Here is a 23,857-nt window from a genome sequence, read left to right as displayed (position 1 = left end):
ATCGCGCACCCGGCGCCGCGCCGCGCGCCGGACGCGCCGGCGGGCGCCTGGACAGGCCCGTGCGGGTCGGCTGGGATGGGGCCGTGACCGCCGACACCGTGACCGACGTCTTCGAAGAGCACCGTTCCGTCCTCCTGGGGGTGGCCTACCGCATGCTGGGCCGGGTGGCCGACGCGGAGGACGTGGTCCAGGACGCGTGGCTGCGCTGGTCGGACGGCGACCGGTCCGCGGTGCGCGAACCCCGCGCCTACCTGGTGCGCGTCACGACCCGCCTCGCCGTCGACCGGCTGCGCCGGCTCAAGGCGCGCGGCGAGACCTACGTCGGCCCGTGGCTGCCCGAGCCGTACGCCACCGACTTCGGCGACACCGTCCCGGACACGGCCGAGCGGGCGGTGCTCGCCGACTCCGTCTCGCTGGCCGTCCTCGTGGTCCTGGAATCCCTCTCACCGCTGGAACGCGCGGTCTTCGTCCTGCGCGAGGCGTTCGGCTGGCCGTACGCGGAGATCGCCGCCATGCTCGACCGCGGCGAACCGGCGGTGCGGCAACTCGCCGGACGCGCCCGGCGCCACGTCGAGGAGCGGCGCCCGCGCTACGACGTCGACCCCGCCCTGCGCCGCGACCTCACCGAGCGCTTCCTGGCGGCGGCCGCCGGGGGCGACATGGCGGCGCTGATGGAGCTGCTCGCGCCGGACGTGCGGCTCGTCGGCGACAGCGGCGGCAAGTCGCGTGCTCCGCTCAGGGTCCTGGAGAGCGCCGATCACGTGGGACGCTTCCTGCTCGGGGTGGCCGGGAAGGAGGCGCAGAACCTGACCGTCCACGTCCTGGAGCTCAACGCGGGTCCCGCGCTGCTCGTCCTGTCCGGCGGCCGGCCCGACACCGTCGTCCAGCTCGGCATCGCCGACGGACGCGTCCAGGCGGTGTACGTCATCCGCAACCCCGACAAGCTCCGCTCGCTCCCCGCCGTCGCGTAGAGCCTTCCGTGCCGGGGCCCCGTCACGTCCCGGGGCCCCCGTTCGCCGTGCCGATTGGTATTGACCAAGGGTGGGGGCCGCCTTATGGTCGCTGATAAGTGAAACAACCTTTAATAAACAAGGGCGCTAAAACGCCGCCGGACACGGCGATCGTGGAGGACAGGGTGGGGACCACGCAGCTGGAAACGGTGCCGGAACCGAAGTACTGGCATCTCAGGACCGTGCTGAGCGAGGCGCTGGACTCGGAGTTCTCGGTGGGCGAGATCCTGCCCAACGAGCGTGATCTGGCCGCCCGCTTCGGTGTCGCCCGGGCCACGCTCCGGCAGGCCCTGGAACAGCTCGAACTGGAGGGCAGGCTGCAGCGCCGCCGCGGGGTGGGCACCACCGTCGCCCCGCCGCGCATGGGCGTCTCCGTCGGCACCGCCCGGCACGCCTGGCCGGGAGGGCCGCTGGACGCCTGGCAGACCCTGGACTGCGTCCTCGAGGTGCCGCCCGCCGCCGTCGCCGAGACCCTGGTGACCGGCCGCGAGGAGCCCGTGCACGTCGTACGGCGCTCCCGCGTGACCCACGGGCAGCCCGTCGCCGCCGAACTGCTGTACATTCCGGCGGACTCGGTGCCCGCGCTGCCCGCCATCGACACGCCGTCCGGCGCGCCGCGTGCCCGGGCGGTGCTGCGGGAACTGCAGCGCCTGGAGCTGGAACGGCAGGAGAACGCCGTCGAGCTGGGCTCCGCCCGCGCGGACGACGCCCGGGAGCTGGACCGCCTGCCGGGCGCGCCCGTCCTCGTCGTCACCACGCGCTTCATCGCCCGCGGCCGCACCGCGGCGCTCTCCGTGGCGACGTACCGCGCGGACACCTGCCGGCTGACGTTCGGAGACTCCGGCGGCGTGCAGATCCACCACGGCCCGGAACGCCACGCCTCCTGACACCACCCACCCCCTGCGCCCCTCCGGCACCCACACACCCCAGGGGCGCGGGGAACTGCGTGCTCAGCCCCAGCGCACCCGCACAGGACCCGCGTGGGCACCCACACCCCCCCAGGGGCGCGGGGAACTGCGCGCTCGGCCCCAGCGCACCCGCACAGCCGGCCCCGACGGCCCGCCGCACGGCGTCAGGCGCCCCGCCGACGCGCCGTCACCGTGCCCTCCACGGCGAACAGCTGCTCCTCCACGTGGTCGAGGGCGAGCCGTACCGCTCCCGTGGCGACCGCCGCCTCACCCAGGAGGGACAGGGAAACCCTCGGCGGGCGCAGGCAGAAGCGGGCCAGTTCGCCGCGCAGCGGCTCCAGCACACCGTCCAGGCCGGCCGCCCAGCCGCCGATCACGACCAGCTCCGGGTCGAGGGCCAGCACCAGCGCCGCCACGTCGTGGACCAGCCGGGCGATGAAGCGGTCCATGGCCGCCAGCGCCCGCTTGTCGCCCTCGCGGGCCTGCGCGAACACGGCGGCGACCGCCTGCTCGTCGAGCGGATGCAGCGGTTCGTCCGTCGTCGACAGCAGGGCCTCCGGGGTCGCCTCCCGGCCCAGCAGATGCAGCGCACCGATCTCCCCGGCCGCCCCGCCGAACCCCCGGTGCAGCCGTCCGCCGATCAGCGACCCGGCGCCGGGGCTCAGTCCGGCCAGTACGAACACCACGTCGTCGGTGTCCTTCGCGGCCCCCTTCCAGTGCTCGGCGACGACGGCCGCGTTGGCGTCGTTCTCCACCAGCACCGGGCACTTGAAGGACCTGCTCAGCCGCGCGCCGAGGCCCAGTCCCGTCCAGCCGGGCAGCGCCGTGCCCAGCCGTACGGTGCCGTCCGCCTCGACGATCCCGGGGGTGCCCACGCCGACGGCCCGCAGCGAGCCACGCGGGACACCCGCACGGCGCAGCAGTTCCGCGACGGCCGCGCGCAGCCGCTCCAGCCGCTCGTCCGCGTCGACCGTCTCGTCGACGTCCCGCGCCTCGGCGCCGATCACCCGGCCGTCCAGATCGGCCAGCAGCGCGGCCACCCGGTGGACACCGATCTCGAGGCCGAGCAGATGCCCCGCCTCCGCCCGGAACCGGAACCGCCGTGCCGGCCTGCCCTGCCGCCGCGCGGCGCCCTCCTCGGCCGCCGTCTCCACGACGAGCCCCGCTTCGATGAGCCCCTCCACGACGCCCTCGACGGTCGGCCGGGACAGCCCCGTGACCCGGGTGACCTCGGTCAGCGTCGCGCACTCCGTGGCCCGCAACGCGTGCAGCACCACCGCGGAGTTGATCCTTCGCAGCAGCGAGGGGTCCCCGCCGGTCAGCCGACCCACCGTCCGTCCTCCGAGCTCGTGCGCGTGTTGGGCGGATCGTACTCGGCGCGGCGGACCCCGGCGACCTCCGGGCGGGAGCGACCCGGCCGGCCCCGCGGGGGGACGGCTCACCCCGGCGCCACGAAGCCCGACTCGTAGGCCGCGATCACCGCCTGGGTCCGGTCCCGCGCCCCGAGCTTCGCCAGTACGGCGCTCACGTGGGACTTCACGGTCTCGGTCCCCACCACGAGCCGGGCGGCGATCTCCGCGTTGGTCAGGCCCCGCGCCATCAGCCGCAGCACCTCACCCTCCCGTTCGGTCAGCCGGGCCCGCTCCAGCACCGCCCGCGCGGCCCGGTTGCCGCCCTCCTCGCCGTACTCGGCCGCCAGGCGGCGTACCGAGGCGGGGAACAGCAGCGACTCGCCCTCGGCGACCAGCCGCACCGCGTGCACGATCTCCGCGGGCCGCGCCCGCTTCAGCAGGAACCCGTCCGCGCCGGCGCGCAGTGCCCCGTACACGTACTCGTCGTTCTCGAAGGTCGTCACGACGAGGATCTTCGGCGGGGCGTCGACCGTGCGCAGCAGCGCGCGCGTGGCCTCGATCCCGTCGAGCAGCGGCATGCGCACGTCCATGGCGACCACGTCCGGCCGCAGGCGCCGCACCAGTGGAATCACCGCGGCCCCGTCGGCCGCCTCCCCGACGACCTCGATGTCGGGCTGTGCCTCCAACACCGCCCGCAGGCCCGCGCGGACGAGGGGTTCGTCGTCGACGAGGAGAACGGTCACCGGCATCCCGCCAGCGTAGATCAGCCCAGCGGCAGCTCGGCCCGCACCCGCCAGTGGCCCTCGTCGGGGCCCGTCCAGGCGCGGCCGCCCAGGAGCGCGGCGCGCTCGCGTATGCCGCGCAGGCCGCTGCCCCGCCCGCCGCCGCCGGGCACGTCCTCCGTCAGTGGATTGCGGACGTCGAGGAGCAGCGCGCCGTCGGCCACGTCGATCCGGACCCGCACGGGGACCGTCCCCGCGTGCCGCAGCGCGTTCGTCAGTGACTCCTGCAGAATGCGGTAGCCCTCGCGGGACACCGGCCTGGGCACCGTCTCCAGCGGGCCCGTCACCTCGGCGTCGACCTCCGCGCCGGAGGCGCGGGCCGACTCCAGCAGACGGTCGGCGTCCACGAGCCCCGGACGGCTGCCCGCCGGTCCGCCGGTCTCGCGCAGCACGCCCAGGACCCGCTCCAGGTCCTCCAGCGCCGCCCGGCCCGTCTCTTCGATGGCGTGCAACGCCCGGTCGGTGAAGGCGGGATCGCCCGCCGCCCGCGCGGCACCGGCCTGCACGACGGCGACGGTCAGCGCGTGACCGATGGAATCGTGCAGCTCCCGCGCGATGCGGGTGCGCTCCAGGAGCTGCTCGGTCCTGGCCTCCATCACGGCCAGGCGTTCGGCGGGGGAGGGGCCGAGCAGCCGGCGCGCCGTCACGGTGACCAGCTCGCCGAGCCCGACCACGACCGCGTACAGCACGGCCAGCGGAAGCGGCACCAGCAGGGCGTACGCCCAGTGCGGGGTCGCGTCCTCCAGCACCGGCACGCCCCCGGGCACCGTTCCCGCCGCCACTTCGACCAGTGAGTAGGACAGCAGCGGCAGCCACACCGTGAGGCAGACCGCCACGACCGCCAGCGCCACACGCACCGCCAGCCACCACGCGGTGCGCCTGCGGTCCCGCCAGGTCGCCGACGGCTCCTGCGAGAAACCCGGTTCCCGCTCGTCGGGCGTCAGCAGCAGCGCCGCCTGCACGCCCTCGCCCCTGCGCACCGAGGAGACCAGCCCCAGGGGCACGAGCACCAGCGCGGGCACCCAGGGCTTCGAGGGATCGATGAACATCCACACGCTGAACGGCAGCCCGGGTATCCAGAGGTGCAGCAGACGCGTGTACGTCTTCCCGCGCCGGAGCGGACGCAGCATGCGGATCATCCCGTCATCGTGCCAGGGCCCACCGGCACCCGCCTCCCCCGCGCGGGGGAGCGGGTCTCCCCGTCCGGGGGAGGCCCCGCCACCGGTCCGGCGGCCACGCTGTGCCCATGACCAGCATCGACGTCCAGGACCTCACCAAGGAGTACGGCGCCCGGCGAGCCGTGGACCACCTCACCTTCCGTGTCCTGCCCGGCCGCGTCACCGGCTTCCTCGGCCCCAACGGCGCGGGGAAGTCCACCACCATGCGCCTGGTGCTCGGCCTCGACCACCCGACGTCGGGCTCGGCGACCGTCGGCGGACGCGCCTACGCCACCCTCACCGAACCCCTGCGCCACGTCGGCGCGCTGCTGGACGCGCAGGCCGCCCACGGTTCCCGCACCGGCCGCGACCACGTGCGCGTCCTCGCGGCGAGCCACCGGATCCCGGACCGCCGGGTGGACGAGGTCCTGGAGGAGACCGGCCTGGGACCGGTGGCGCGCCACCGGGTGCGGACCTACTCCCTGGGCATGCGCCAGCGGCTGGGCATCGCCGCCGCCCTGCTGGGCGACCCGGCGGTGGTCATGCTCGACGAACCCTCCAACGGTCTCGACCCGGAGGGCATCGTGTGGATCCGCTCGCTGCTGCGCCGCCTGGCGGACGAGGGGCGCACGGTCCTGGTCTCCAGTCACCTCATGAACGAGACGGCCGTCTTCGCCGACCACCTCGTCGTCCTCGGCCGCGGCCGGCTGCTCGCCGACACTCCGATGCGGGAGTTCATCGACGCGCGCGTCCGCCCGGCCGTCCGGATCCGCACCTCCGACGCCACCGCCCTGAAGAACGCCCTGGCCCGGCACGGGCACGACGCCGAGGAACACCCGGACGGGCACTGGACCGTGCCCGGCGCGCGCGTGGACGACATCGGACGCCTCGCCTCCGCCGCGGGCGTACCGATCCTCGAACTCACCGCCGACCAGGGCACGCTGGAGCAGGCCTACCTGGATCTGACCGCCGCCGAGACCGAGTTCACCGCCCAGCCGCAGGAGGCCTGACCATGCGGTTCGCACCCGTGCTCCACGCGGAGTGGCTGAAGGTCCGCACCGTCCGCTCACTTCCGGGCGCGCTGTTCGCGCTGTTCGCCGTGACCACCGCGTTCTCCGCGGTCGCCGGGGTGGACGGTGCCTCGGACCCGGAGTCCGACCCGCTGTTCACGGCCCTGTCCGGTGCCGCCGTGGGACAGATCGCCGCCGTCTCCTTCGGCGCCATGGCCGTGTCGGCGGAGTACCACAACGGCGCCCTGCGGCTCTCCCTCGGCGCGGTCCCGCGGCGGGGGCGCTGGTTCGCCGCGAAGATCACCGCCATCGCGGTTCCCACGCTGCTCGTCGGGCTGCCGGCCGCCCTGGCCGCCCTGCTCGCGGCGCGGGCGGGACTCGGCGACACGGCCAGCGGCCTCAGCACGGCCGAACAGGTCCGCGGTGTGCTCGGCTGCGGTGTCTACCTGACCCTGATGGCGCTCCTCGCGGCCGGACTCGCCACCCTGCTGCGCAGCGGAGTGGCCACCCTGTCCGTGCTGATCCCGTTCATCCTGGTGGTGTCCTTCGTGATCGGCGACGCGGCCGGAACCGCCGCCGATTTCCTGCCCGACCGGGCCGGACAGGTCGTCCTGCGGCAGACGTCCGAGGGAACCCTGGGCCCCTGGACGGGACTTGCCGTGACCGCCCTGTGGGCGGCCGCCGCCCTGCTCGCCGGGGCGTGGAGCCTGCGCCGCAGGGACGCCTGACCGCGGGCGAGCTGACGCACCGCCAAGTGTCAGTGGCGGCGGGTTTACTGGACGCATGAACATCGCACGGCACATCGCCCTCATCGACGAGCTGTGCTTCCGTCCCTTCCCGGCGGAGCGCGGCCCGTCGGACGCCGGCTTCGGGGCGCCCGGTCACCATGTGGCGATCCTCGAGAGCGGGCCCGGGCCCGGTGACGGCGACCCCGCCGACGCGGCGGTCGCGGTGGACGACTTCGAGAAGGGCCGCGACGCCCTCTACGAGGTGCTGGCCTCGCGCTGGGGCGACGTCGGCCCCTTCAACCTGCGGACGCTGCTGCTGCGCACCGAGCGCGAGGACATACCCGAGCCGTGGGCCGGACTCTGCGCCCGCGCGGACATGGCATGGCTGTGGGAGGTCCCGGGCACCGCGCGCTGGGTCGCGGTGGCGGTCGCCGACCGGGACCCGTACGACGGGATCCGGCTGCTGGCGGTGGTGACGGACACGGCCCCGCCCTGACGGCCGGCCTCACCGGTCCGCCGCGGCCTCCCGCAGCCGGCCGAACTCCTCCGCGAGCGTGGCCGGCGTCCAGTGCGCGTTCAGCCCGCTCGGATTGGGCAGCACCCACACACGCGTCCCGCCGATGGTCCGCGCCTGCGGCCCCACCCGCGCCTTCCTGTCGTCGAACGCCGCGCGGTAGGCGGTGACACCGAGCACGGCCAGCCACCCCGGACGCAGCCGGGCCACCTTCGCGGCGAGCAGCCGCCCGCCCTCCCGGTACTCCTCGGCGCTGAGCTCGTCCGCTCGCGCGGTGGCCCGCGCCACCACATTGGTGATGCCCAGCCCGTACGACAGCAGCTTCTCCTGCTGCGACGGCGGCAGCAGTTCCGGGGTGAAACCGGAGCGGTGCAGGGCCGGCCAGAAGCGGTTGCCCGGGCGGGCGAAGTGGTGGCCGGTCGCGGCCGTCATCAGACCCGGGTTGATCCCGCAGAACAGCACGCGCAGGCCGTCCGCGGCCACGTCCGGTACGAGGCGGTCGCGGGCGGCCTGCAGTTCCTCCTGGGTGAAGCGCCTCAGAGGATCGCCCCGGGGGTGTAACCGGCGGCCTCGGGCCGCTGCTTCACGATCTCGTCGACACGGCCCACGACGACGCCCACCTGGTCGCTCGCCGCGCCCGTGAAGGAGAGCCTGTCCGCCATCAGGGCCCCCAGCTCGTCCCGGTCGAGCGGCAGCCGCTCGTCGGCGGCGAGCTTGTCGAGCAGGTCGTTGCGCTCGGCGCCCCGCTCCCGCATGGCGAGGGCCGTGGCGACCGCGTTCTCCTTGATCGCCTCGTGCGCGACCTCGCGCCCCACGCCTGCCCGTACCGCGCCCATCAGCACCTTGGTGGTGGCGAGGAACGGCAGGTAGCGGTCCAGCTCCCGGGCGACGACCGCGGGGAAGGCGCCGAACTCGTCGAGCACGGTCAGGAACGTCTCCAGCAGCCCGTCGAGCGCGAAGAACGCGTCCGGCAGCGCGACCCGGCGCACCACCGAGCAGGACACGTCGCCCTCGTTCCACTGGTCACCGGCCAGCTCGCCGGTCATCGAGGCGTAGCCGCGCAGGATGACCATCAGCCCGTTGACGCGCTCGCAGGAGCGGGTGTTCATCTTGTGCGGCATGGCGGACGAGCCGACCTGGCCCGGCTTGAAGCCCTCGGTGACCAGTTCGTGCCCGGCCATCAGCCGGATCGTCCTGGCCAGCGACGACGGCGCGGCGGCGAGCTGCACCAGCGCGGTGACGACCTCGTAGTCCAGGGAGCGCGGGTAGACCTGGCCGACGCTCGTGAACGCCTGGGAGAAGCCCAGGTGCCCCGCGATCCGCTGCTCCAGCTCGGCGAGCTTGCCCGCGTCCCCGCCGAGCAGGTCCAGCATGTCCTGCGCCGTGCCCACCGGGCCCTTGATGCCGCGCAGCGGGTAGCGGCCCAGCAGTTCCTCCACCCGGCCGTACGCGACGAGCAGCTCGTCGGCGGCGGTCGCGAACCGCTTGCCGAGGGTGGTGGCCTGCGCGGCCACGTTGTGCGAGCGTCCGGCCATGACCAGCTCGCCGTACTCGGCGGCCAGCCTGGCCAGGCGGGCCAGCACCGCCACGGAGCGGTCGCGGATCAGCTCCAGGGAGAGCCGGACCTGCAACTGCTCGACGTTCTCGGTGAGGTCGCGGGAGGTCATGCCCTTGTGCACGTGCTCGTGCCCGGCGAGGTCGTTGAACTCCTCGATCCGCGCCTTCACGTCGTGGCGGGTGACCTTCTCGCGCTCCGCGATCGAGGCCAGGTCGACCTGGTCGAGGACACGCTCGTAGTCGGCGATCGCCGCGTCGGGCACCTCGATCCCGAGGTCCTTCTGGGCCCGCAGCACGGCGAGCCAGAGCTGCCGCTCCAGTCTCACCTTCTGCTCGGGGGACCAGAGCGTGGCGAGCTCGGCGGAGGCGTAGCGTCCGGCGAGGACGTTCGGGATACGGGGCTTGGCGGGCGCAGCAGTCACGTGCACGGAGTTTACTGGCGATTCCTGCAGGCCGGCGCCGCGGGGTGACCTGGAGGAAAGCACAAGGGGCCGCTACAGGTTCTCGTACGGCAGCAGCTCGGGCCGCTTCGGCGGCAGGCCGTCGCCGGAGGAGCGGCCGGTGAGGCGGCGGCCGATCCACGGCAGCAGGTGCTGCCGGGCGAACCGGGCGTCCGCGACCCGCCGCGCCGCCCAGCGCGGGGGGAGCGTCGCCTCCGGGGGCAGATGCCACTCGGGGTCCTCGGGCGCGTAGCCCAGCGTCTGCCACACCGCCTCCGCGACCCTGCGGTGTCCGTCCGAGGTCAGGTGCAGCCGGTCCACGTCCCACAGCCGGGGATCGGCGAGCGAGGGCGCCCCGTAGAGGTCGACGACCAGCGCGCCGTGCCGCCCGGCGAGCTCGTCGACGACGTCGAACAGCGCCTCCATGCGCGGCCGGAACCGCTCCAGCACCGGCCCCTGGCGGCCGGGACTGCGCATCAGCACCAGCTGCTTGCAGTGCGGGGCCAGCCGCTCCACCGCCTCCGTCAGCAGATCCCGCACCTGCGTCATGTCGCACTTGGGCCGCAGGGTGTCGTTGAGCCCGCCGACCAGGGTGATGACGTCGGCGCCCATGGCCGCGGCGACCTCGACCTGCTCGTCGACGATCTGCCGGATCAGCTTGCCGCGCACCGCGAGGTTGGCGTACCGGAACCCGGGAGCGGTGGCCGCCATCCGCCCGGCGAGGAGGTCGGCCCAGCCGCGGTAGGTGCCGTCGGGGAGCCGGTCGGACATGCCCTCGGTGAAGGAGTCGCCCAGGGCGACGAGGCTGCTGTGGGTGGGATTCGTCTGCATGGCGACAGAGATGGTATCCCGTGGCACATACCCGGCGGTCGGTCGGGTTCTCCGGTGCTCAGGCCCGCTGCCCGAACAGCTCCTGCAGCACGTCCTCCATCGTCACCAGGCCCGCCAGCCGTCCGTCCGCCCCGAGGACGGCCGCCAGATGCGTGCGGCTGCGGCGCATGGCGGTGAGGACGTCGTCCATCGGTGTGCTCTCCCGCACGCGCGCGATGGCCCGCATGTCCGCCGTCCGGAACGGCATGTCGCGCGGGGAGGCGTCCAGGGCGTCCTTCACGTGCAGGTAGCCGACGATCCGCCGCTGCTCGTCCACCACCGGGAACCGGGAGAACCCGGACTCCGCCGACAGCCGCTCCAGCCCTTCCGGGGTGACGCCCACGCGCGCGTAGACCACCCGCTCCAGCGGCATCACCACGTCCCGCACCGGCCGGCGGCCCAGTTCCAGCGCGTCGTGCAGCCGCTCCTGGGCGCGGTCGTCGATCAGCCCCGCCTCGCCGGAGTCCTTCACGATCTGGGCCAGCTCGGCGTCCGAGAAGGACGCGACGACCTCGTCACGCGTCTCGACCCGCAGCAGCCGCAGCAGCGTGTTGGCGAAGGCGTTGACCGTGAAGATCACCGGACGCAGCGCACGGGACAGCGCCACCAGCGGCGGGCCCAGCGCCAGCGCGGTGCGCACCGGCTCGGCGAGGGCGACGTTCTTCGGCACCATCTCGCCGAGCAGCATGTGCAGGTAGGTGGCGAGCGTCAGGGCGATCACGAACGACACGGCGTGCCCGGCGCCCTCGGGGACGCCCACCGCGTGGAAGACCGGTTCGAGCAGGTGCGCGATCGCGGGTTCGGCGACGACACCGAGGACGAGCGTGCACAGGGTGATGCCGAGCTGCGCGGCCGCCATCAGCGCCGACACGTGCTCCAGACCCCACAGCACGCTCTTGGCGCGCCGCTCGCCCCGGTCGGCGTACGGCTCGATCTGGCTGCGGCGGACCGAGATCAGGGCGAACTCGGCGCCCACGAAGAAGGCGTTGACGACCAGCGTCGCCAGACCGATCAGCAGTTGTACGACGGTCATCGCCGCGCCCCCTCGTCGTCCGTGGTCACCGTGTTCCGCGGCCCGCCCGCGGGCCCCTCGCCGGCGGGCGCGTGCAGCAGGACACGTGCCGCGCGGCGCCCGGTGGCGTCCACCACCTCGAGCCGCCAGCCCGCCACCTCCAGCGCGTCACCGGCGTCGGGGATCCGCCCCAGCCGCGCGGCCACCAGCCCGGCGAGCGTCTCGTAGGGCCCTTCCGGGGCGCGCAGGCCGACCCGCGCGAGCTGGTCCACGCGCGCGGAGCCGTCGGCCGAGAACAGCGCCCGCCCGTCCTCGTCGGTGCCCTCCCCGGCCAGGTCGGGGATCTCGTGCGGGTCGTGCTCGTCACGCACCTCGCCGACGACCTCCTCGACGATGTCCTCCAGGGTGGCCACCCCCGCGGTGCCGCCGTACTCGTCGATCACCACGGCCATGGTGCGCCGCCCGGACAGCCGGTCGAGGAGACGGTCGACCGTGAGCGATCCGGGGACCAGCAGCGGTTCGCGCATCAGCTCCGACACCGGCACCCGGGCGCGGCGCTCCGCGGGCAGCGCCAGTACGTCCTTGACGTGCGCGGTGCCGACGACGGCGTCCAGGGTCTCGCGGTAGACGGGGAACCGGGACAGCCCGGTCGCCCGGGTCACGTTCAGCACGTCCTCGCAGGTCGCCTGCGTCTCCAGGGCGATCACCTGGACGCGCGGGGTCATCACGTTCTCCGCGGTGAGGTCCGCGAGGTTCAGCGTGCGGACGAACAGTTCGGCGGTGTCCGGCTCCAGCACGCCCTCCTTGGCGGAGTGCCGGGCGAGCGCCGCGAGTTCCTGGGGCCCGCGCGCGGACTCCAGCTCCTCGGCCGGTTCGAGGCCGAGGCGCCGCACCAGCCGGTTGGCCGTGTTGTTCAGATGGGTGATGAACGGCCGGAAGGCGACGCTGAACCAGCGCTGGGCGTTGCCGACCCGTTTGGCCACCGCCAGCGGCGAGGAGATCGCCCAGTTCTTCGGCACCAGTTCGCCGACCACCATCAGGAACACGGTCGACAGGGCGGTGCCGATCACCAGGGCCAGGGAGCGCGCCGCGGAACCCGAGACACCGAGGGCCTCGAGGGGGCCCGAGAGCAGCGCCGCGATCGACGGCTCCGCCAGCATGCCGATCACCAGATTGGTGACCGTGATGCCGAGCTGCGCGCCGGAGAGCTGGAAGGTCAGGCTCCGTACGGCTTTGAGGGCCCCCGCCGCGCCGCGCTCACCGCGCTCGACGGCCCGTTCCAGCTCGCTCCGCTCCACCGTGGTGAGGGAGAACTCGGCCGCGACGAACGCGCCACAGGCGAGCGAGAGCAGGATCGCCGCCAGAAGAAGGAGCACTTCGGTCATCGGGTCACCTCAGTCCCATGGTCGGACAGGAGGGGAACGGATGCTCGATGTCGAGGACCGGGGGGCTCGCCCATGGGCGGACGCACACAACCTTTCATGAAGGACCGAGTGGCCCGTGAAGAGTAAAGGATCAGCAAAAACTCGAGACGCCGCAACGCCGCGACGCCGCGACGCCGAACCGTCGAGACAGGGCCCCCGGGCCGAGGATCATCCGGTCAGCGGCTTCACCCAGCGCCGCCACCGCTCCTGCGGCGCGTATCCCGCCGCGCCCCACGCGTGGTGCGCGGTCTCGTTGCGCTGGAGCACCATCGCGTCCGCGCGGCGCCCGCCGAGCCCGGTGAACCGCTCCTCCGCGGCGGCCAGCAGCGCGGAGCCGATGCCCCGGCGGCGGCGGTCCGGGTGCACCGCCAGCCGGTAGAGATGGCACCGCCAGCCGTCGAAGCCCGCGATCACCGTACCGGCGAGCTCGCCGCCTTCCTCCGCGAGGATCAGCGCCCCGGGATCGCGCTCGACGAGCCGTTCCACACCGGCACGGTCGTCACTGATGCTCGTGCCCTCGGCGGCCACCTTCCAGAAACCCAGTACACGGTCGAGGTCCTCGGGCCCGGCGGCCCGTACGCGCAGCTCACTCATGCGCCGATCCCAGCACGCGGGAGGGCGGCCGGTGCGCAATTCCACGATCCGGACCGGTCGCCGGGGGTGAGGAGGCTCCTCGGGGCGGCGTTCAGTCCCTCACGGCCGCGCGGGACAGGTCGAAGCGCTTCATCCGTTCCAGGACCGTCTCCGCCGTGGGCTGCCGCATCTCGTCCACGATCCTGCCGTCCGCGAGGAAGAGCACCAGGTCGGAGTGGGCGGCCGCGCCGGGGTCGTGGGTGACCATGACGACCGTCTGGTCCAGCAGGTCCACGGCCTCGCGCAGGAACCCCAGCACCTCCAGGCCGGCCCGTGAGTCGAGGTTCCCGGTCGGCTCGTCCGCGAAGATCAGTTCCGGCCGTGAGGCCAGTGCCCGCGCGCACGCCACCCGCTGCTGCTGGCCGCCGGACAGCTGCGCGGGCCGGTGCCCGAGCCGGTCCCGCAGGCCCAGGGTGTCGACGACCCGGTCCAGCCACTCCTCGTCGGGCTTCCGGCCCGCGATGCCCATGGGCAGGGTGATGTTCTCGCGTGCGTTCAGGGTCGGGATGAGGTTGAACGACTGGAACATGAACCCGATCCGGTCCCGGCGCAGCCGGGTCAGCTCCCGGTCCTTCAGCCCCGTGATCTCGGTGTCCCCGAGCCACACCTGTCCGGCCGAGACGGTGTCCAGGCCCGCCAGGCAGTGCATCAGTGTCGACTTCCCGGAGCCCGAGGGGCCCATCACCGCGGTGAACCGCCCGCGCACGATGTCCACGTCCACCGAGTCCAGGGCGACCACCGCCGTCTCGCCCGAGCCGTACGCCTTGGTCAGCCCGCGGGCGCGGGCCGCGAACCCGTCACCCGGCGAGACGCCGGGGGCGTGCTGCGCAGCAGAAAGGGACAAGGCCGCCTCCTCCGTATGGACGTCCGGTCGTGCCTGTCGCGCCGAGGGTAGTGTGACCGGTCCCACATCCGACATCCCCCGTGAGTCTGGCTCCCGCAGCGCGTGTAAGGGGCACCTTTCTCGGCGGGGTGACCGTGCGGGACGTCGCGTTCGGGCCGCGCGACCGGGGCGGGTGATCAGCGCCCGGCCGGCGCCGCGTCGTCGACCGGCCGCCACGCGGTGCCGATGACGCAGAACGACTGGGGCAGTGCCGGTCCCTTGTCCGGCACCGACATCCGCCGGTAGGGGCCGAGTTCGAATCCCGCCTCACGCAGCGCGCCGACCGGGTCGCGCGACACGTGGCAGCCTCCGGCCAGCGGCGGCCACAGCGTGCGGTCCAGCGCCCGCTGGGTGAGGTGCATGACCGGGCCGCCGCCCCGGCCGTGCTCGAAGAACCGCACCTCACCGCCCGGCCGCAGCACCCGCCGTACCTCCGCGAGCGCCCGCGCCACGTCCCGCACGCTGCACAGCACCAGCGAGAGCACCGCCGCGTCGAACGCCTCGCTCTTGACCGGCAGGGCCTCGGCGACTCCCGGCGCCACGTCCACCGGGATCCCGGCGCGCAAGGCGGCCTCCACGGCCATCGCGCGCAGCGCCCGCTCCGGTTCGATGGCGACGATCTCCGAGACGGCGCCCGGGTAGTGCCCGAAGTTCAGCCCGTTGCCCGCGCCGACCTCGATCACCCGCCCGGACAGTCCGCCGAGCAGCCGGCCGCGCACCTCCGCCATCCCCATGCGGGTCTCGGCGGCGACGCTCGCCCGGGCGTAGAAGCGGGCGAACACGGGGTGGTGCACGGAGTCCCGCGTCGCCTTCGCGGTGCGGACGGACCGAAGCTGCATGAGGACCTCCCCGGAAGGGACCTACGGCGATTCTCCCCCCGGCCCCACCCGGCGAACCCCGGCCGTCACCGCGTCGCCCCGGCGGCGGACGACACCGGGAGCCCGTCCCCGCCGCCGGCTCACGGCGGGCGTCCCGGAGCCCGTCCCCAGGACTCCGGAGCGGCGTTGCTGCCCCCTGGTGGCCGCCCGCCCGGAACCGTCGCCTACCAGCCGGTGCGATGCGGGCGTCCATGAGGACGGGGCGGGCGGGCCTCGGGGGACACCGCGTCATCCCGCCGGTGCCGTCAGGGAGCCTCGCGTGTCCGGAAGGCCTCGGCGTCCCAGGTCCCCGCCAGGCGGGGGGCCAGCCAGTGGCGTGCCGACGTGCGGAAGCCGGTGGGGTCGAGGGCGCCCGCCCCGGCCGGGACGGCGCCCAGGAGCGGGGCCCCGGTCACGTCCGGCAGGTCCAGCAGATTGCAGCGCGCCGCCAGGTCCGGCTCGCCGGGCCAGCTGCCGATCACCACACCCGCCACGTCCAGCCCCCGCCCGCGCAGTTCCCGGACCGTCAGCTCCGTGGCGTTCAGGGTGCCGAGCCCGGCCGGGGCCACCACCAGGACCGGCGCGGACAGCAGCACCGCCGCGTCCGCGAGCGTCCCGCCGTCCGCGTCGAACCGTACGAGCAGCCCGCCCGCTCCCTCCACCAGCACCAGGTCGTGCTCGGCGGCGAGCTTGGCGGCACGCTCCGCGACCTCGTGCGGACGCACGGGGGCGCGCCCCGCCCGGCGGGCGGCGGTGGCGGGCGCCAACGGTTCGGGGTAGCGGGCGAGCTCGGCGGTGGTCACCGCCCCGGCGAGCCGCGCGACCTCCTCGGCGTCGCCCGGCTCGTCCGGCCGCACACCCGTCTGCGCCGCCTTCAGCACGGCCACCGACCGGCCCGCCGCCAGCGCCGCCGCGGCGACGGCGGCCGTCACCACCGTCTTGCCGACCTCGGTGCCGGTGCCCGTGATCACCATCACCGGCATGTCATCCCTCCTCCGAAGCCGCGCACACCGCGCGGGCGATGCGCGCCACGTCCGCGTCATCCGTGACGTACGGCGGCATGGTGTAGATCAGGTCGCGGAACGGCCGCAGCCACACGCCCTCACGCACCGCCGCCCGAGTGGCCGCCGCCATGTCGACGTCGTGATCGAGCTGGACCACCCCGATGGCGCCCAGCACGCGTACGTCCCGCACACCGGGCAGATCGGCCGCCGGCGCCAGCCCGTCCCGCAGGCCCGTCTCGATCCGCTTGACCTCCGCGAGCCAGTCCTGCCCGAGCAGCAGGCCGATCGAGGCGCAGGCCACGGCCGCCGCCAGCGGGTTGGCCATGAACGTCGGACCGTGCGCCAGCACCGGCACGTCACCGCGCGAGATGCCCTCGGCCACCCGCGCGGTGCACAGGGTCGCCGCCATGGTCAGGTAACCGCCGGTCAGTGCCTTGCCCACGCACATCACATCCGGTGTCACCGCCGCGTGCTCCGCCGCGAACAGCGCGCCCGTGCGGCCGAAGCCGGTCGCGATCTCGTCGAACACCAGCAGCACGCCGTGCTCGTCACACGCCTCCCGCAGCACCCGCAGGTACGCGGGGGAGTGGAACCGCATACCGCCCGCGCCCTGCACCACCGGTTCCACGATCACCGCGGCCAGTTCACCCGCGTGGCGCTCCACCGTCTCCCGCAGGTGGCCGGCGTACGACTCCCGGTACTCCGCGGGCGGCGCCCCGGCGAAGACCTGACGGGGCAGCACCCCGCTCCACAGCTCGTGCATCCCGCCCTCGGGATCGCACACCGACATCGGCTGCCAGGTGTCACCGTGGTAGCCGCCCCGCCAGGTCAGCAGCCGCCGCTTCTCCGGCCGGCCCAGCGAACGCCAGTACTGCAGGCACATCTTCACCGCGACCTCGACCGACACCGACCCGGAGTCGGCGAGGAACACGTGCTCCAGCCCGTCCGGCGACATGTCGACAAGGAGCTTCGCCAGCCGCACGGCGGGCTCGTGCGTGAGCCCGCCGAACATCACATGGCTCATCCGCTCCAACTGCCCGCGCGCCGCCTCGTTGAGCACCGGGTGGTTGTAGCCGTGGATCGCCGACCACCAGGACGACATGCCGTCGACCAGTTCGCCCGAGCCGTCGGCGAGCCGTAGCCGGACCCCGCTCGCCGACTCCACGACGAGCGGTTCCTGACGGCCCGGCATGGGCCCGTACGGGTGCCACACGTGCCGCCGGTCGAGCTCCAGCAGTTCGGCGACGGACCGCTCAGGCATTGGGCGCGAGGTCCGTCCCGGCGCCCCGGCGGCGCACGGCGACCAGATCGGTGCGCGGCTCCTCGGCCGCGCTCCCGCAGGACCCCGCCGCCGTGGCCGCCGGACCGCACACGCCGCCGCCCTCGCCGGACCCGCAGCCGCCACCGGCGCGGTGCTCGGGCAGGGTCACCTGGTCGGTGCCCTCCACCTCGAACCCGGCGTCCGCGATCATCTCCAGGTCCGCCTTGCCCGCCTGCCCCTCGCTGGTGAGGTAGTCGCCGAGGAAGACCGAGTTGGCCAGGTGCAGCGCCAGCGGCTGCATCGTCCGCAGGTGGACCTCACGGCCGCCGGCGATCCGCACCTCGACGTCCGGGCAGACGAACCGCACCATCGCCAGGATGCGCAGGCACCGCTGCGGGGTCAGGTTCCACTCCTTGGCGAGCGGTGTGCCCTCGAACGGGATCAGGAAGTTGACCGGCACCGAGTCCGGGTCCAGCTCGCGCAGCGAGAAGACGACGTCGACCAGGTCCTCGTCGGACTCGCCCATACCGGCGATCAGCCCCGAGCAGGCCGACAGACCGGCGGCGTGCGCCTTGCGCACCGTGTCCACCCGGTCGGCGTACGTGTGCGTGGTCGTGATGTCGCCGTACGTCGACTCCGAGGTGTTCAGGTTGTGGTTGTAGGCGTCCGCGCCCGCCTCGCGCAGCCGCTCCGCCTGGCCGTCCGAGAGCAGCCCCAGACAGGCGCACACCTCGACGTCCTCGTTCTGCTCCTTGATCGCCTTGATGGTGTCGGAGACCCGGTCCACGTCACGGTCGGTGGGGCCGCGGCCGCTGGCCACCAGGCACACCCGCTTGGCGCCGCCCGCGAGACCGGCGGCGGCCGCCTGCGACGCCTGGTCCGGCTTGAGCCAGGTGTACTTGAGGATCCCCGCCTCGGAACCGAGCCGCTGGGAGCAGTAGGAGCAGTCCTCCGGGCAGAGGCCGGACTTGAGGTTGACGAGATAGTTCAGTTTCACCCGCCGGCCGAACCAGTGCCGTCTCACCTTCCCGGCGGCGGCCACCACCTCGAGCAGGTCGTCGTCGGACGTCGCGAGGACGGCCAGTGCTTCCGCGCGGGTCGGCGTCTCGCGCCGAAGCCCCTTGTCCACCAGCGTGTTCAGCAGGTCCATGAGAGCCGATCCTGTCCTACCCGACCCGCTCCGGCCAAGGAGGGTTCGTACAACAGAGGGGTGCGGAGGTGTGGGTATCGCCACACAGAGGTCCGCCCGGCGCCCCGCTAATGTCTGTGCACTGCCTACAAAACCGCGGAGGGCCCATGGCGTTCGGCTGGATCGACGAGCAGGCGGAACTGCGCCGCCGGGCCGGACTCGTACGCACCCTGCGTCCGCGCGCCGCCGACACGCCGGTGCTCGACCTGGCGAGCAACGACTACCTGGGTCTGACCCGGCATCCCGAGGTCACCGAGGGCGCCGCGGCGGCCGCGCGGACCTGGGGCGGCGGTTCGACCGGGTCCCGGCTGGTCACCGGCACCACCGAACTCCACGCGGAGCTGGAGGACGAGCTGGCCGCGTTCTGCGGCTTCGAGGCGGCCCTGGTCCTCTCCTCCGGTTACGCCGCCAACCTGGCCGCCGTCACCGCGCTCGCCCCGCACGGGTCCAGGATCGTCTCCGACGCGGGCAACCACGCCTCGCTGATCGACGGCTGCCGGCTGGCCCGCGGTGCGACGCACGTTGCCGCGCACCGCGACCCCGATGCCGTGCGCAAGGCGCTCCAGGGACACGACGGCCCCGCCGTGGCCGTGTCCGACACCGTCTTCTCGGTGGACGGCGACGCCGCCCCGCTCGCGGAACTGGCGGCGGTGTGCCGGGAGCACGGAGCGGGCCTGGTCCTCGACGACGCGCACGGCCTGGGTGTGCTCGGTGCCGGCGGCCGCGGCGCCCCGTACGCGGCGGGCCTCGCGGGCGCCGACGACGTGGTCGTCACCGTGACGCTGTCCAAGTCGCTCGGCAGCCAGGGCGGGGCGGTGCTCGGCCCGGCCCGGGTGATCCGGCACCTGGTCAACACGGCGCGGACGTTCATCTTCGACACGGGACTGGCGCCGACGGCGGCGGGCGCGGCGCTGGCGGCGCTCCGGCTGCTGCGCCGCGAACCCGGGCGTGCGGCGCGGGCGGGCGCGGTGGCGCGCGAACTGCACGAGCGGCTGACGGCCGCGGGTCTGGAAGCGGTGCGTCCGGACGCCGCGGTCGTCTCCGTGCGCGCCCCCTCCCCGGAGCAGGCCGTGCGATGGGCGGCCGACTGCCGGGCGGCCGGCCTGGCCGTGGGCTGTTTCCGTCCTCCTTCCGTGCCCGACGGCGTCTCACGGCTCAGGCTGACCGCCCGTGCGGACCTGTCCGGGGCAGAGATCGAACGCGCTGTACGGGTGATCGGCGAAACGCGGCCATGAGTCGGCGTGGCACGGTCGTGTGTCGCGCGATGAGGGACGATCGGTTGGATCGGTGGCTCGGTCGGTCGGATCGGTGGCTGTGTCGGTCGGAACGCCGGGTGTGAGGCCGGGTCAGCGGACCGCGGTCACGAACTCCGCCCAGCGACCGGGGGAGAAGAGCAGCGCGGGCCCGTCGGGGACCTTGGAGTCGCGCACGGCGAGCAGGCCGGCCAGGGGCCCTGCGGCCGGCCTGGCGGTCTCGACGCAGTTGTTCGCCCCCGTGCTGTAACTGCTGCGCAGCCACCGCACACCGTGCAGTGCGAGGCTGGAAGGGACGGTCCGGGGCGGTGCGGGCATCGTGCCTCCTTACGCGCCGGCGACTGCGCCGGCGATGTAATCCAACGAGTCCTCGGGGGAAAGGGCATGGGTCGACAGGGCGTTGAAGGCCTCCGAGTAGGCCCGGAGGTCTTCTTTCCGCTCCAGATAGTGGCTACTCGTCAGGTGGTCGAGAACAACCACGTCGAGATCAGAAGTGCGCGAAAACGAAAAGATGACGAAAGGGCCGGTGACACCGATGTGCGCTCCGGCGCTGAACGGCAGTACCTGCAACCGCACTTGGGGCAGCAGGGCCGCGTCGACCAGCCGGGACAGCTGACGGGCCATCACTCCGGGGCCGCCGACCTCCCGGCGCAGCACCGCCTCGTCCAGGACCGCGCTCAGCTCCAGGGGCGGCTCCGCACGCAGCACGTGCTGCCGGGCCAGCCGCACCTCCACCAGGGCGTCCAGACGTTCCTCCGACTCACCTTCCAGGGCCGCCTCCGTCACCGCACGCGCGTACTCCGGGGTCTGCAGCAGCCCCGGGATCACCGTGGTCTCCAGGGTGCGCATCGCGCTCGCCTGCGACTCCAGGCTGATGAAGTCGCGGTAGGTCGGCGGCAGCACGCCCCGGTAGGCGTGCCACCAGTGGTGCCGGCCGCCTCCGTCACCGGTGCCCGACAGCACCTGCAGCAACTCCCGCAACTGCGGATCGGCCACGCCGTAGACGTCGAGCAGTAACCGCACATCGGCCGGTTTCACCCCGCTCGTACCCGTCTCGATCCGGCTCACCTTCGACTGGTGCCAGCCCGCCATCCGGGCCGCCTCACCGCTGGTGAGTCCCGCCGAGGTGCGCAGTGCGCGCAATTCGGCGCCCAGTTTGCGGCGGCGCACCGCGGGACCGTGCTGCATGGGCTTCTCCTTACTCCTTCCGAGCCGCCCGGATACGGTCTCCCGTCGCAGAGTTCACCGCTTTGAGCGACAGATATATGCATATCTCGGTGGATCGCCGCCCCGTGCCGTGCGGTGATGGCAGTCTGGCGACGAACCACCAGTGCGGGACCGTACTCGAACCAGCCGCTCAGTGTCGGACCGCGGGCCCGTGGGAAAGGGACGACGTCGCCATGGCAGACCATCTGGAAGCATCCGTCACTCTGCCGAGCGATCCCGGCTCGGTCTCCGCCGCCCGCGCCCATGTGGTGGGAACGCTGCTGGACTGGGGCATGCCGGCGGACGCGGAGTTGTCCGACACCGTCCGGCTGATCGTCTCCGAACTCGCCACCAACGCGGTGCAGCACACCCTCGGTCAGTCACCCACGTTCAGGGTGGACGTCGTCCTGGTCCGCGACGAACGGGTGCACATCGGCGTGACGGACAGTCACCCCCGTCTGCCCAAACGGCTGCCCGCGGCGGTGCAGCAGGACAACGGGCGGGGGCTGGTCATCATCCGCTGCCTGACAGCGGAATGCGGGGGCAGACTCAGGGTCCGCCGCACGCGGGAGGGCGGCAAGACGGTCTCGGTCGACCTCCCCTGGGCGGGGGCCGTCAAGCCCGCCGAAGCGGTCACGGCGGCGGGACCGCGGGAGACCCCGGTCTGAAACCGCGGCGGCGGAACCCGGCCCGGGGGCAGAGCGGGAGCGGGAACGCCGTCGTGCGGGCGGGCGGGGCGACGGCACGCGCGGGGGCGCCGCCGCCCCGCCGGATCACCCCACGCGGCCGTACGAGACGCTCCGGGTCCAGATCTTCTGCAGACGCACCACGTCCCCGGTCTTCGGGGCGTGCCAGATCTTGCCCTTCCCCGCGTAGATGCCCACGTGGTAGACGTAGCCGCCCGAGTGGAAGAACACGAGATCCCCGGCCCTGCGGCTGCCGGCGGAGATGTGGCGCGTGTTGTTGTACTGCTGGGCGGCCGTGCGGGGCAGCTTCTTGCCCGCCTTCTTGAACGAGTACAGGGTCAGACCCGAGCAGTCGAACCGGTTCGGTCCGATGGCGCCCCACTGGTACGGGGAGCCCTTCTTGGACGCGGCGATGCTCAGCGCCTTGGAGGCGTGGCTCGCGGCGGCCGCCTCCGAGGCGCCGCCGGGAACCACGATGGAGCCGCCCACGGCGGCCAGGGTGAGGGCCGAGGCCGTACCGGCACGGGCCATGAGAGACGGGACACGATTGAGCGCAGTCATGCGCAACCCTTCGTCAGCCGCCTGTGAAGGATGACCTGTCGGATTCGGGCTGGCGAAGTGGCCCGGCCGCACGAGTGCGGCTTCACCCCAAGGACCGCTCGGAACCGGGGTTCCGGCGACCCGTCGTGCTTGGGTCCTCCACTCCTGCCGATCCACTCCTGTCGACCGGTCATCCGGGCGGCGGCAGGACTCGGCGTCCGCCCGGATCGCCCCGCCGCGGCGGCGGGGTCTTGTCGTCAGTCAGGGATCTTGGCTCATCGCGCGATCGAAAACACAACGGAACGTGGGGTTTGTGTTGTTACTCACCACTCATCCGTTCGGGTGGACGGCGTCCCGTTCGAGCGGCTTGCCGCTGCCCCGGTGAGCCCCGGACCAGGGGCGGAACGCCCTCTTCCGGCCTCCGGCCGCGCAGGGAGCGCAACTTGGACCGCCCGGAAACAGGAGGTTCGCCTACGCCGGATGGAGGTACGTCATTTGGTCCGATTGAAGGCGTGTCGCAGCGCGCCGCCGGCCCGCGTCCCGAGGCGTCAACTGCCGTCCTCGGGCGGCAGCGTGACCCGGGCCGTACGCCGCTCTCCGTCGAGCACCCGCAGGGCGCGGGCCAGCGTGGCGGAGTGCAGTTCCCTCTCGCCGCGCCGGTGCATCAGGGCCAGCGCCTCGCGGAGCGCGACGGCCTTGCCGACCAGGGCCTGGGCCGCGCGCAGCCCGCGGTAGGTGTCCCCGCTCAGGGCCGGGTTGACCCGGCCGAGCAGGTCGACGACCTCGAGGTACCGGTCGATCAGTTCGGCCTCCGCGCGGGTGAGGGCGGGCAGCGGCGGGAGTTCGGGAGGCAGCATCCGCGGCTCACCTCGGGCCGGGGGCGGTGCGGCCGCCCCCGCGGTGGGACACGATCCGGTCGGCCAGGCCGTAGTCCACCGCGGCCTGCGCGTCGAGGACCAGGTCCCGCTCCAGGTCCGCCCGGACCCGCTCCGCGGCGCGGCCCGTGTACCGCGCGAGCATCTCCTCCGTGCGGGCCCGGATCCGGCCCAGCTCCGCGGCCCGGGCCGCCAGCTCGCTCGCCCGGCCCTCGACCGGCTCCGCCACCGCCGGCTGACGGAGCACCAGGCGGGAGCCGGGCAGCACCAGCCGCTTGCCCGGAGCGCCGGCGGCCAGCAGCAGCGCCGCCGTGCCCTCGGCCCGGCCCAGACAGACCGTCTCCACGTCACAGGTGACGTAGCGCAGCGTGTCGTGGATCGCGGAGGCGGCGTCGAAGGAACCGCCAGGGGAGTTGATGTAGAGCGAGACGTCCCGCTCGGGGGAGTGGTGCTCCAGGTACATGAGCTGCGCCATCACGTCGTTCGCGGTGGTCTCGTCGACCGGTGTCCCGACGATGACGATCCGCTCCTGCAGCAGCTTCGCGTACGGATCCGTCGTCCGGTGGCCGGACGGCGTGCGTTCGGTGAACCCGGGGAGGACGTGGCGGGCGGACGGTCGGGTCATGCGGGTCCCTCCTGTCTGGTGGTCTGCGTCTGTCGGGCCGAACAGCCGGCGGCGCCGCGCGGGTGCCGGCGGTCTCTGTAA

Annotated in this window: 26 protein-coding genes and 1 riboswitch; of the genes, 7 read left to right on the top strand and 19 right to left on the bottom strand. The window is 73.7% G+C overall.

Annotated elements, in window-relative coordinates; translation table 11 throughout:
• Positions 1 to 83: 83 nt before the first annotated feature.
• Together sigJ and IE172_RS10460 are read left to right on the top strand one after the other, a co-directional pair.
• Positions 84 to 971: an RNA polymerase sigma factor SigJ gene (gene sigJ / locus IE172_RS10465; RefSeq protein ID WP_190096861.1), complete on the top strand. Its 888-nt coding sequence runs from the start codon at positions 84 to 86 to the stop codon at positions 969 to 971.
• A 164-nt stretch (positions 972 to 1,135) separates the two neighbouring features.
• Positions 1,136 to 1,897 carry a GntR family transcriptional regulator gene (locus IE172_RS10460; protein ID WP_190096860.1) on the top strand — a complete coding sequence of 254 codons (762 nt, stop codon included), beginning with the start codon at positions 1,136 to 1,138 and terminating at the stop codon, positions 1,895 to 1,897.
• A 185-nt stretch (positions 1,898 to 2,082) separates the two neighbouring features.
• Here the strand turns inward: IE172_RS10460 and IE172_RS10455 are convergent, their stop codons facing one another.
• The 3 genes from IE172_RS10455 to IE172_RS10445 all read right to left on the bottom strand — a co-directional run bounded on the left by IE172_RS10455 (position 2,083) and on the right by IE172_RS10445 (position 5,191).
• Positions 2,083 to 3,249: an ROK family transcriptional regulator gene (locus tag IE172_RS10455; RefSeq protein ID WP_190096859.1), complete on the bottom strand. Its 1,167-nt coding sequence runs from the start codon at positions 3,247 to 3,249 to the stop codon at positions 2,083 to 2,085.
• Positions 3,250 to 3,356: 107 nt separating this feature from the next.
• Positions 3,357 to 4,019 carry a response regulator transcription factor gene (locus IE172_RS10450; RefSeq protein ID WP_190096858.1) on the bottom strand — a complete coding sequence of 221 codons (663 nt, stop codon included), beginning with the start codon at positions 4,017 to 4,019 and terminating at the stop codon, positions 3,357 to 3,359.
• 14 nt (positions 4,020 to 4,033) lie between these two features.
• Entirely contained in the window at positions 4,034 to 5,191 is a 1,158-nt protein-coding gene (locus IE172_RS10445; protein ID WP_190096857.1) for a sensor histidine kinase, read from the bottom strand.
• A gap of 107 nt (positions 5,192 to 5,298) precedes the next feature.
• Here IE172_RS10445 and IE172_RS10440 point away from each other — a divergent pair, with 107 nt between their 5' ends.
• Genes IE172_RS10440 through IE172_RS10430 form a run of 3 tightly spaced genes read left to right on the top strand, consistent with a single transcriptional unit; the run spans position 5,299 to position 7,443 of the window.
• A complete protein-coding gene (locus tag IE172_RS10440; RefSeq protein ID WP_190096856.1) occupies positions 5,299 to 6,219 on the top strand; it encodes an ATP-binding cassette domain-containing protein in 921 nt (306 codons plus the stop codon).
• A 2-nt stretch (positions 6,220 to 6,221) separates the two neighbouring features.
• Positions 6,222 to 6,947 carry an ABC transporter permease gene (locus tag IE172_RS10435; protein ID WP_190096855.1) on the top strand — a complete coding sequence of 242 codons (726 nt, stop codon included), beginning with the start codon at positions 6,222 to 6,224 and terminating at the stop codon, positions 6,945 to 6,947.
• Positions 6,948 to 7,002: 55 nt separating this feature from the next.
• Complete coding sequence (locus IE172_RS10430; protein ID WP_190096854.1) at positions 7,003 to 7,443, top strand: hypothetical protein; 441 nt, start codon at positions 7,003 to 7,005, stop codon at positions 7,441 to 7,443.
• Positions 7,444 to 7,452: 9 nt separating this feature from the next.
• On the opposite strand, the gene mug is transcribed toward IE172_RS10430, so the two are convergent.
• From mug to bioB, 11 genes are all read right to left on the bottom strand, one after another.
• Positions 7,453 to 8,001, bottom strand: coding sequence for a G/U mismatch-specific DNA glycosylase (mug, locus tag IE172_RS10425; protein WP_190096959.1), 549 nt, complete (start codon positions 7,999 to 8,001; stop codon positions 7,453 to 7,455).
• Positions 7,998 to 9,440, bottom strand: coding sequence for an adenylosuccinate lyase (purB, locus tag IE172_RS10420; RefSeq protein ID WP_190096853.1), 1,443 nt, complete (start codon positions 9,438 to 9,440; stop codon positions 7,998 to 8,000). Before purB ends, mug begins: the two co-directional genes overlap by 4 nt.
• 72 nt (positions 9,441 to 9,512) lie before the next feature.
• Complete coding sequence (locus IE172_RS10415; RefSeq protein ID WP_190096852.1) at positions 9,513 to 10,289, bottom strand: SGNH/GDSL hydrolase family protein; 777 nt, start codon at positions 10,287 to 10,289, stop codon at positions 9,513 to 9,515.
• A gap of 58 nt (positions 10,290 to 10,347) precedes the next feature.
• Complete coding sequence (locus tag IE172_RS10410; RefSeq protein ID WP_190096851.1) at positions 10,348 to 11,361, bottom strand: hemolysin family protein; 1,014 nt, start codon at positions 11,359 to 11,361, stop codon at positions 10,348 to 10,350.
• Positions 11,358 to 12,725 (bottom strand): hemolysin family protein, encoded by a 1,368-nt coding sequence (locus IE172_RS10405; protein WP_190096850.1) that lies wholly within the window; start codon positions 12,723 to 12,725, stop codon positions 11,358 to 11,360. Before IE172_RS10405 ends, IE172_RS10410 begins: the two co-directional genes overlap by 4 nt.
• A 207-nt stretch (positions 12,726 to 12,932) precedes the next feature.
• Positions 12,933 to 13,358, bottom strand: a complete 426-nt coding sequence (locus tag IE172_RS10400; protein WP_190096849.1) for a GNAT family N-acetyltransferase — start codon at positions 13,356 to 13,358, stop codon at positions 12,933 to 12,935.
• A gap of 91 nt (positions 13,359 to 13,449) precedes the next feature.
• The gene (locus IE172_RS10395) at positions 13,450 to 14,241 is read right to left on the bottom strand and encodes an ABC transporter ATP-binding protein (protein ID WP_190096848.1); all 792 of its coding nucleotides are present in this window, start codon (positions 14,239 to 14,241) and stop codon (positions 13,450 to 13,452) included.
• Between the two features lie 176 nt (positions 14,242 to 14,417).
• Complete coding sequence (locus tag IE172_RS10390) at positions 14,418 to 15,119, bottom strand: class I SAM-dependent methyltransferase (RefSeq protein ID WP_190096847.1); 702 nt, start codon at positions 15,117 to 15,119, stop codon at positions 14,418 to 14,420.
• Between the two features lie 284 nt (positions 15,120 to 15,403).
• Entirely contained in the window at positions 15,404 to 16,120 is a 717-nt protein-coding gene (gene bioD / locus IE172_RS10385) for a dethiobiotin synthase (RefSeq protein ID WP_190096846.1), read from the bottom strand.
• A 1-nt stretch (position 16,121) separates the two neighbouring features.
• Positions 16,122 to 17,402 carry an adenosylmethionine--8-amino-7-oxononanoate transaminase gene (locus tag IE172_RS10380; protein WP_190096845.1) on the bottom strand — a complete coding sequence of 427 codons (1,281 nt, stop codon included), beginning with the start codon at positions 17,400 to 17,402 and terminating at the stop codon, positions 16,122 to 16,124.
• Positions 17,395 to 18,552, bottom strand: a complete 1,158-nt coding sequence (gene bioB / locus IE172_RS10375) for a biotin synthase BioB (RefSeq protein WP_190096844.1) — start codon at positions 18,550 to 18,552, stop codon at positions 17,395 to 17,397. The genes IE172_RS10380 and bioB overlap by 8 nt, the downstream gene beginning before the upstream one ends.
• A gap of 146 nt (positions 18,553 to 18,698) precedes the next feature.
• On the opposite strand from bioB, the gene IE172_RS10370 reads away from it, so the two are divergent.
• Positions 18,699 to 19,826, top strand: coding sequence for an 8-amino-7-oxononanoate synthase (locus IE172_RS10370; protein WP_190096843.1), 1,128 nt, complete (start codon positions 18,699 to 18,701; stop codon positions 19,824 to 19,826).
• Between the two features lie 111 nt (positions 19,827 to 19,937).
• Here the strand turns inward: IE172_RS10370 and IE172_RS10365 are convergent, their stop codons facing one another.
• Positions 19,938 to 20,162, bottom strand: a complete 225-nt coding sequence (locus tag IE172_RS10365; RefSeq protein WP_190096842.1) for a DUF397 domain-containing protein — start codon at positions 20,160 to 20,162, stop codon at positions 19,938 to 19,940.
• Between the two features lie 9 nt (positions 20,163 to 20,171).
• Positions 20,172 to 21,032: a helix-turn-helix domain-containing protein gene (locus IE172_RS10360; RefSeq protein WP_190096841.1), complete on the bottom strand. Its 861-nt coding sequence runs from the start codon at positions 21,030 to 21,032 to the stop codon at positions 20,172 to 20,174.
• A 212-nt stretch (positions 21,033 to 21,244) separates the two neighbouring features.
• On the opposite strand from IE172_RS10360, the gene IE172_RS10355 reads away from it, so the two are divergent.
• On the top strand, positions 21,245 to 21,718 hold the full coding sequence (locus tag IE172_RS10355) for an ATP-binding protein (RefSeq protein ID WP_190096840.1): 474 nt from the start codon (positions 21,245 to 21,247) through the stop codon (positions 21,716 to 21,718).
• A 105-nt stretch (positions 21,719 to 21,823) separates the two neighbouring features.
• On the opposite strand, the gene IE172_RS10350 is transcribed toward IE172_RS10355, so the two are convergent.
• The 3 genes from IE172_RS10350 to IE172_RS10340 form a co-directional block, all read right to left on the bottom strand.
• Positions 21,824 to 22,297, bottom strand: coding sequence for a C40 family peptidase (locus IE172_RS10350; RefSeq protein WP_190096839.1), 474 nt, complete (start codon positions 22,295 to 22,297; stop codon positions 21,824 to 21,826).
• A gap of 3 nt (positions 22,298 to 22,300) precedes the next feature.
• A riboswitch (cyclic di-AMP (ydaO/yuaA leader) is annotated at positions 22,301 to 22,471 on the bottom strand.
• 353 nt (positions 22,472 to 22,824) lie between these two features.
• Positions 22,825 to 23,133: a hypothetical protein gene (locus IE172_RS10345; protein ID WP_190096838.1), complete on the bottom strand. Its 309-nt coding sequence runs from the start codon at positions 23,131 to 23,133 to the stop codon at positions 22,825 to 22,827.
• A gap of 7 nt (positions 23,134 to 23,140) precedes the next feature.
• Entirely contained in the window at positions 23,141 to 23,776 is a 636-nt protein-coding gene (locus IE172_RS10340) for an ATP-dependent Clp protease proteolytic subunit (RefSeq protein ID WP_190096837.1), read from the bottom strand.
• Positions 23,777 to 23,857: the final 81 nt, after the last annotated feature.

The sequence above is a fragment of the Streptomyces griseoflavus genome, from assembly GCF_014649995.1.
Lineage (GTDB): Bacteria > Actinomycetota > Actinomycetes > Streptomycetales > Streptomycetaceae > Streptomyces > Streptomyces griseoflavus.
Note: the sequence above shows the minus strand (reverse complement) of the source record. Positions and strands in the feature narration are given on the sequence as shown.

Bases quoted from the DNA above. Each gene is read 5' to 3' on its own strand.
- IE172_RS10440 (WP_190096856.1), top strand. From the start codon at position 5,299: ATGACCAGCATCGACGTCCAGGACCTCACCAAGGAGTACGGCGCCCGG.
- IE172_RS10390 (WP_190096847.1), bottom strand. From the start codon at position 15,119: ATGCAGCTTCGGTCCGTCCGCACCGCGAAGGCGACGCGGGACTCCGTG.
- IE172_RS10445 (WP_190096857.1), bottom strand. From the start codon at position 5,191: ATGATCCGCATGCTGCGTCCGCTCCGGCGCGGGAAGACGTACACGCGT.
- IE172_RS10370 (WP_190096843.1), top strand. From the start codon at position 18,699: ATGGCGTTCGGCTGGATCGACGAGCAGGCGGAACTGCGCCGCCGGGCC.
- IE172_RS10450 (WP_190096858.1), bottom strand. From the start codon at position 4,019: ATGCCGGTGACCGTTCTCCTCGTCGACGACGAACCCCTCGTCCGCGCG.
- IE172_RS10410 (WP_190096851.1), bottom strand. From the start codon at position 11,361: ATGACCGTCGTACAACTGCTGATCGGTCTGGCGACGCTGGTCGTCAAC.
- bioB (WP_190096844.1), bottom strand. From the start codon at position 18,552: ATGGACCTGCTGAACACGCTGGTGGACAAGGGGCTTCGGCGCGAGACG.
- IE172_RS10365 (WP_190096842.1), bottom strand. From the start codon at position 20,162: ATGCCCGCACCGCCCCGGACCGTCCCTTCCAGCCTCGCACTGCACGGT.
- IE172_RS10355 (WP_190096840.1), top strand. From the start codon at position 21,245: ATGGCAGACCATCTGGAAGCATCCGTCACTCTGCCGAGCGATCCCGGC.
- IE172_RS10360 (WP_190096841.1), bottom strand. From the start codon at position 21,032: ATGCAGCACGGTCCCGCGGTGCGCCGCCGCAAACTGGGCGCCGAATTG.
- IE172_RS10345 (WP_190096838.1), bottom strand. From the start codon at position 23,133: ATGCTGCCTCCCGAACTCCCGCCGCTGCCCGCCCTCACCCGCGCGGAG.
- IE172_RS10435 (WP_190096855.1), top strand. From the start codon at position 6,222: ATGCGGTTCGCACCCGTGCTCCACGCGGAGTGGCTGAAGGTCCGCACC.
- IE172_RS10380 (WP_190096845.1), bottom strand. From the start codon at position 17,402: ATGCCTGAGCGGTCCGTCGCCGAACTGCTGGAGCTCGACCGGCGGCAC.
- IE172_RS10400 (WP_190096849.1), bottom strand. From the start codon at position 13,358: ATGAGTGAGCTGCGCGTACGGGCCGCCGGGCCCGAGGACCTCGACCGT.
- IE172_RS10350 (WP_190096839.1), bottom strand. From the start codon at position 22,297: ATGACTGCGCTCAATCGTGTCCCGTCTCTCATGGCCCGTGCCGGTACG.
- bioD (WP_190096846.1), bottom strand. From the start codon at position 16,120: ATGCCGGTGATGGTGATCACGGGCACCGGCACCGAGGTCGGCAAGACG.
- IE172_RS10430 (WP_190096854.1), top strand. From the start codon at position 7,003: ATGAACATCGCACGGCACATCGCCCTCATCGACGAGCTGTGCTTCCGT.
- IE172_RS10340 (WP_190096837.1), bottom strand. From the start codon at position 23,776: ATGACCCGACCGTCCGCCCGCCACGTCCTCCCCGGGTTCACCGAACGC.
- IE172_RS10405 (WP_190096850.1), bottom strand. From the start codon at position 12,725: ATGACCGAAGTGCTCCTTCTTCTGGCGGCGATCCTGCTCTCGCTCGCC.
- IE172_RS10415 (WP_190096852.1), bottom strand. From the start codon at position 10,289: ATGCAGACGAATCCCACCCACAGCAGCCTCGTCGCCCTGGGCGACTCC.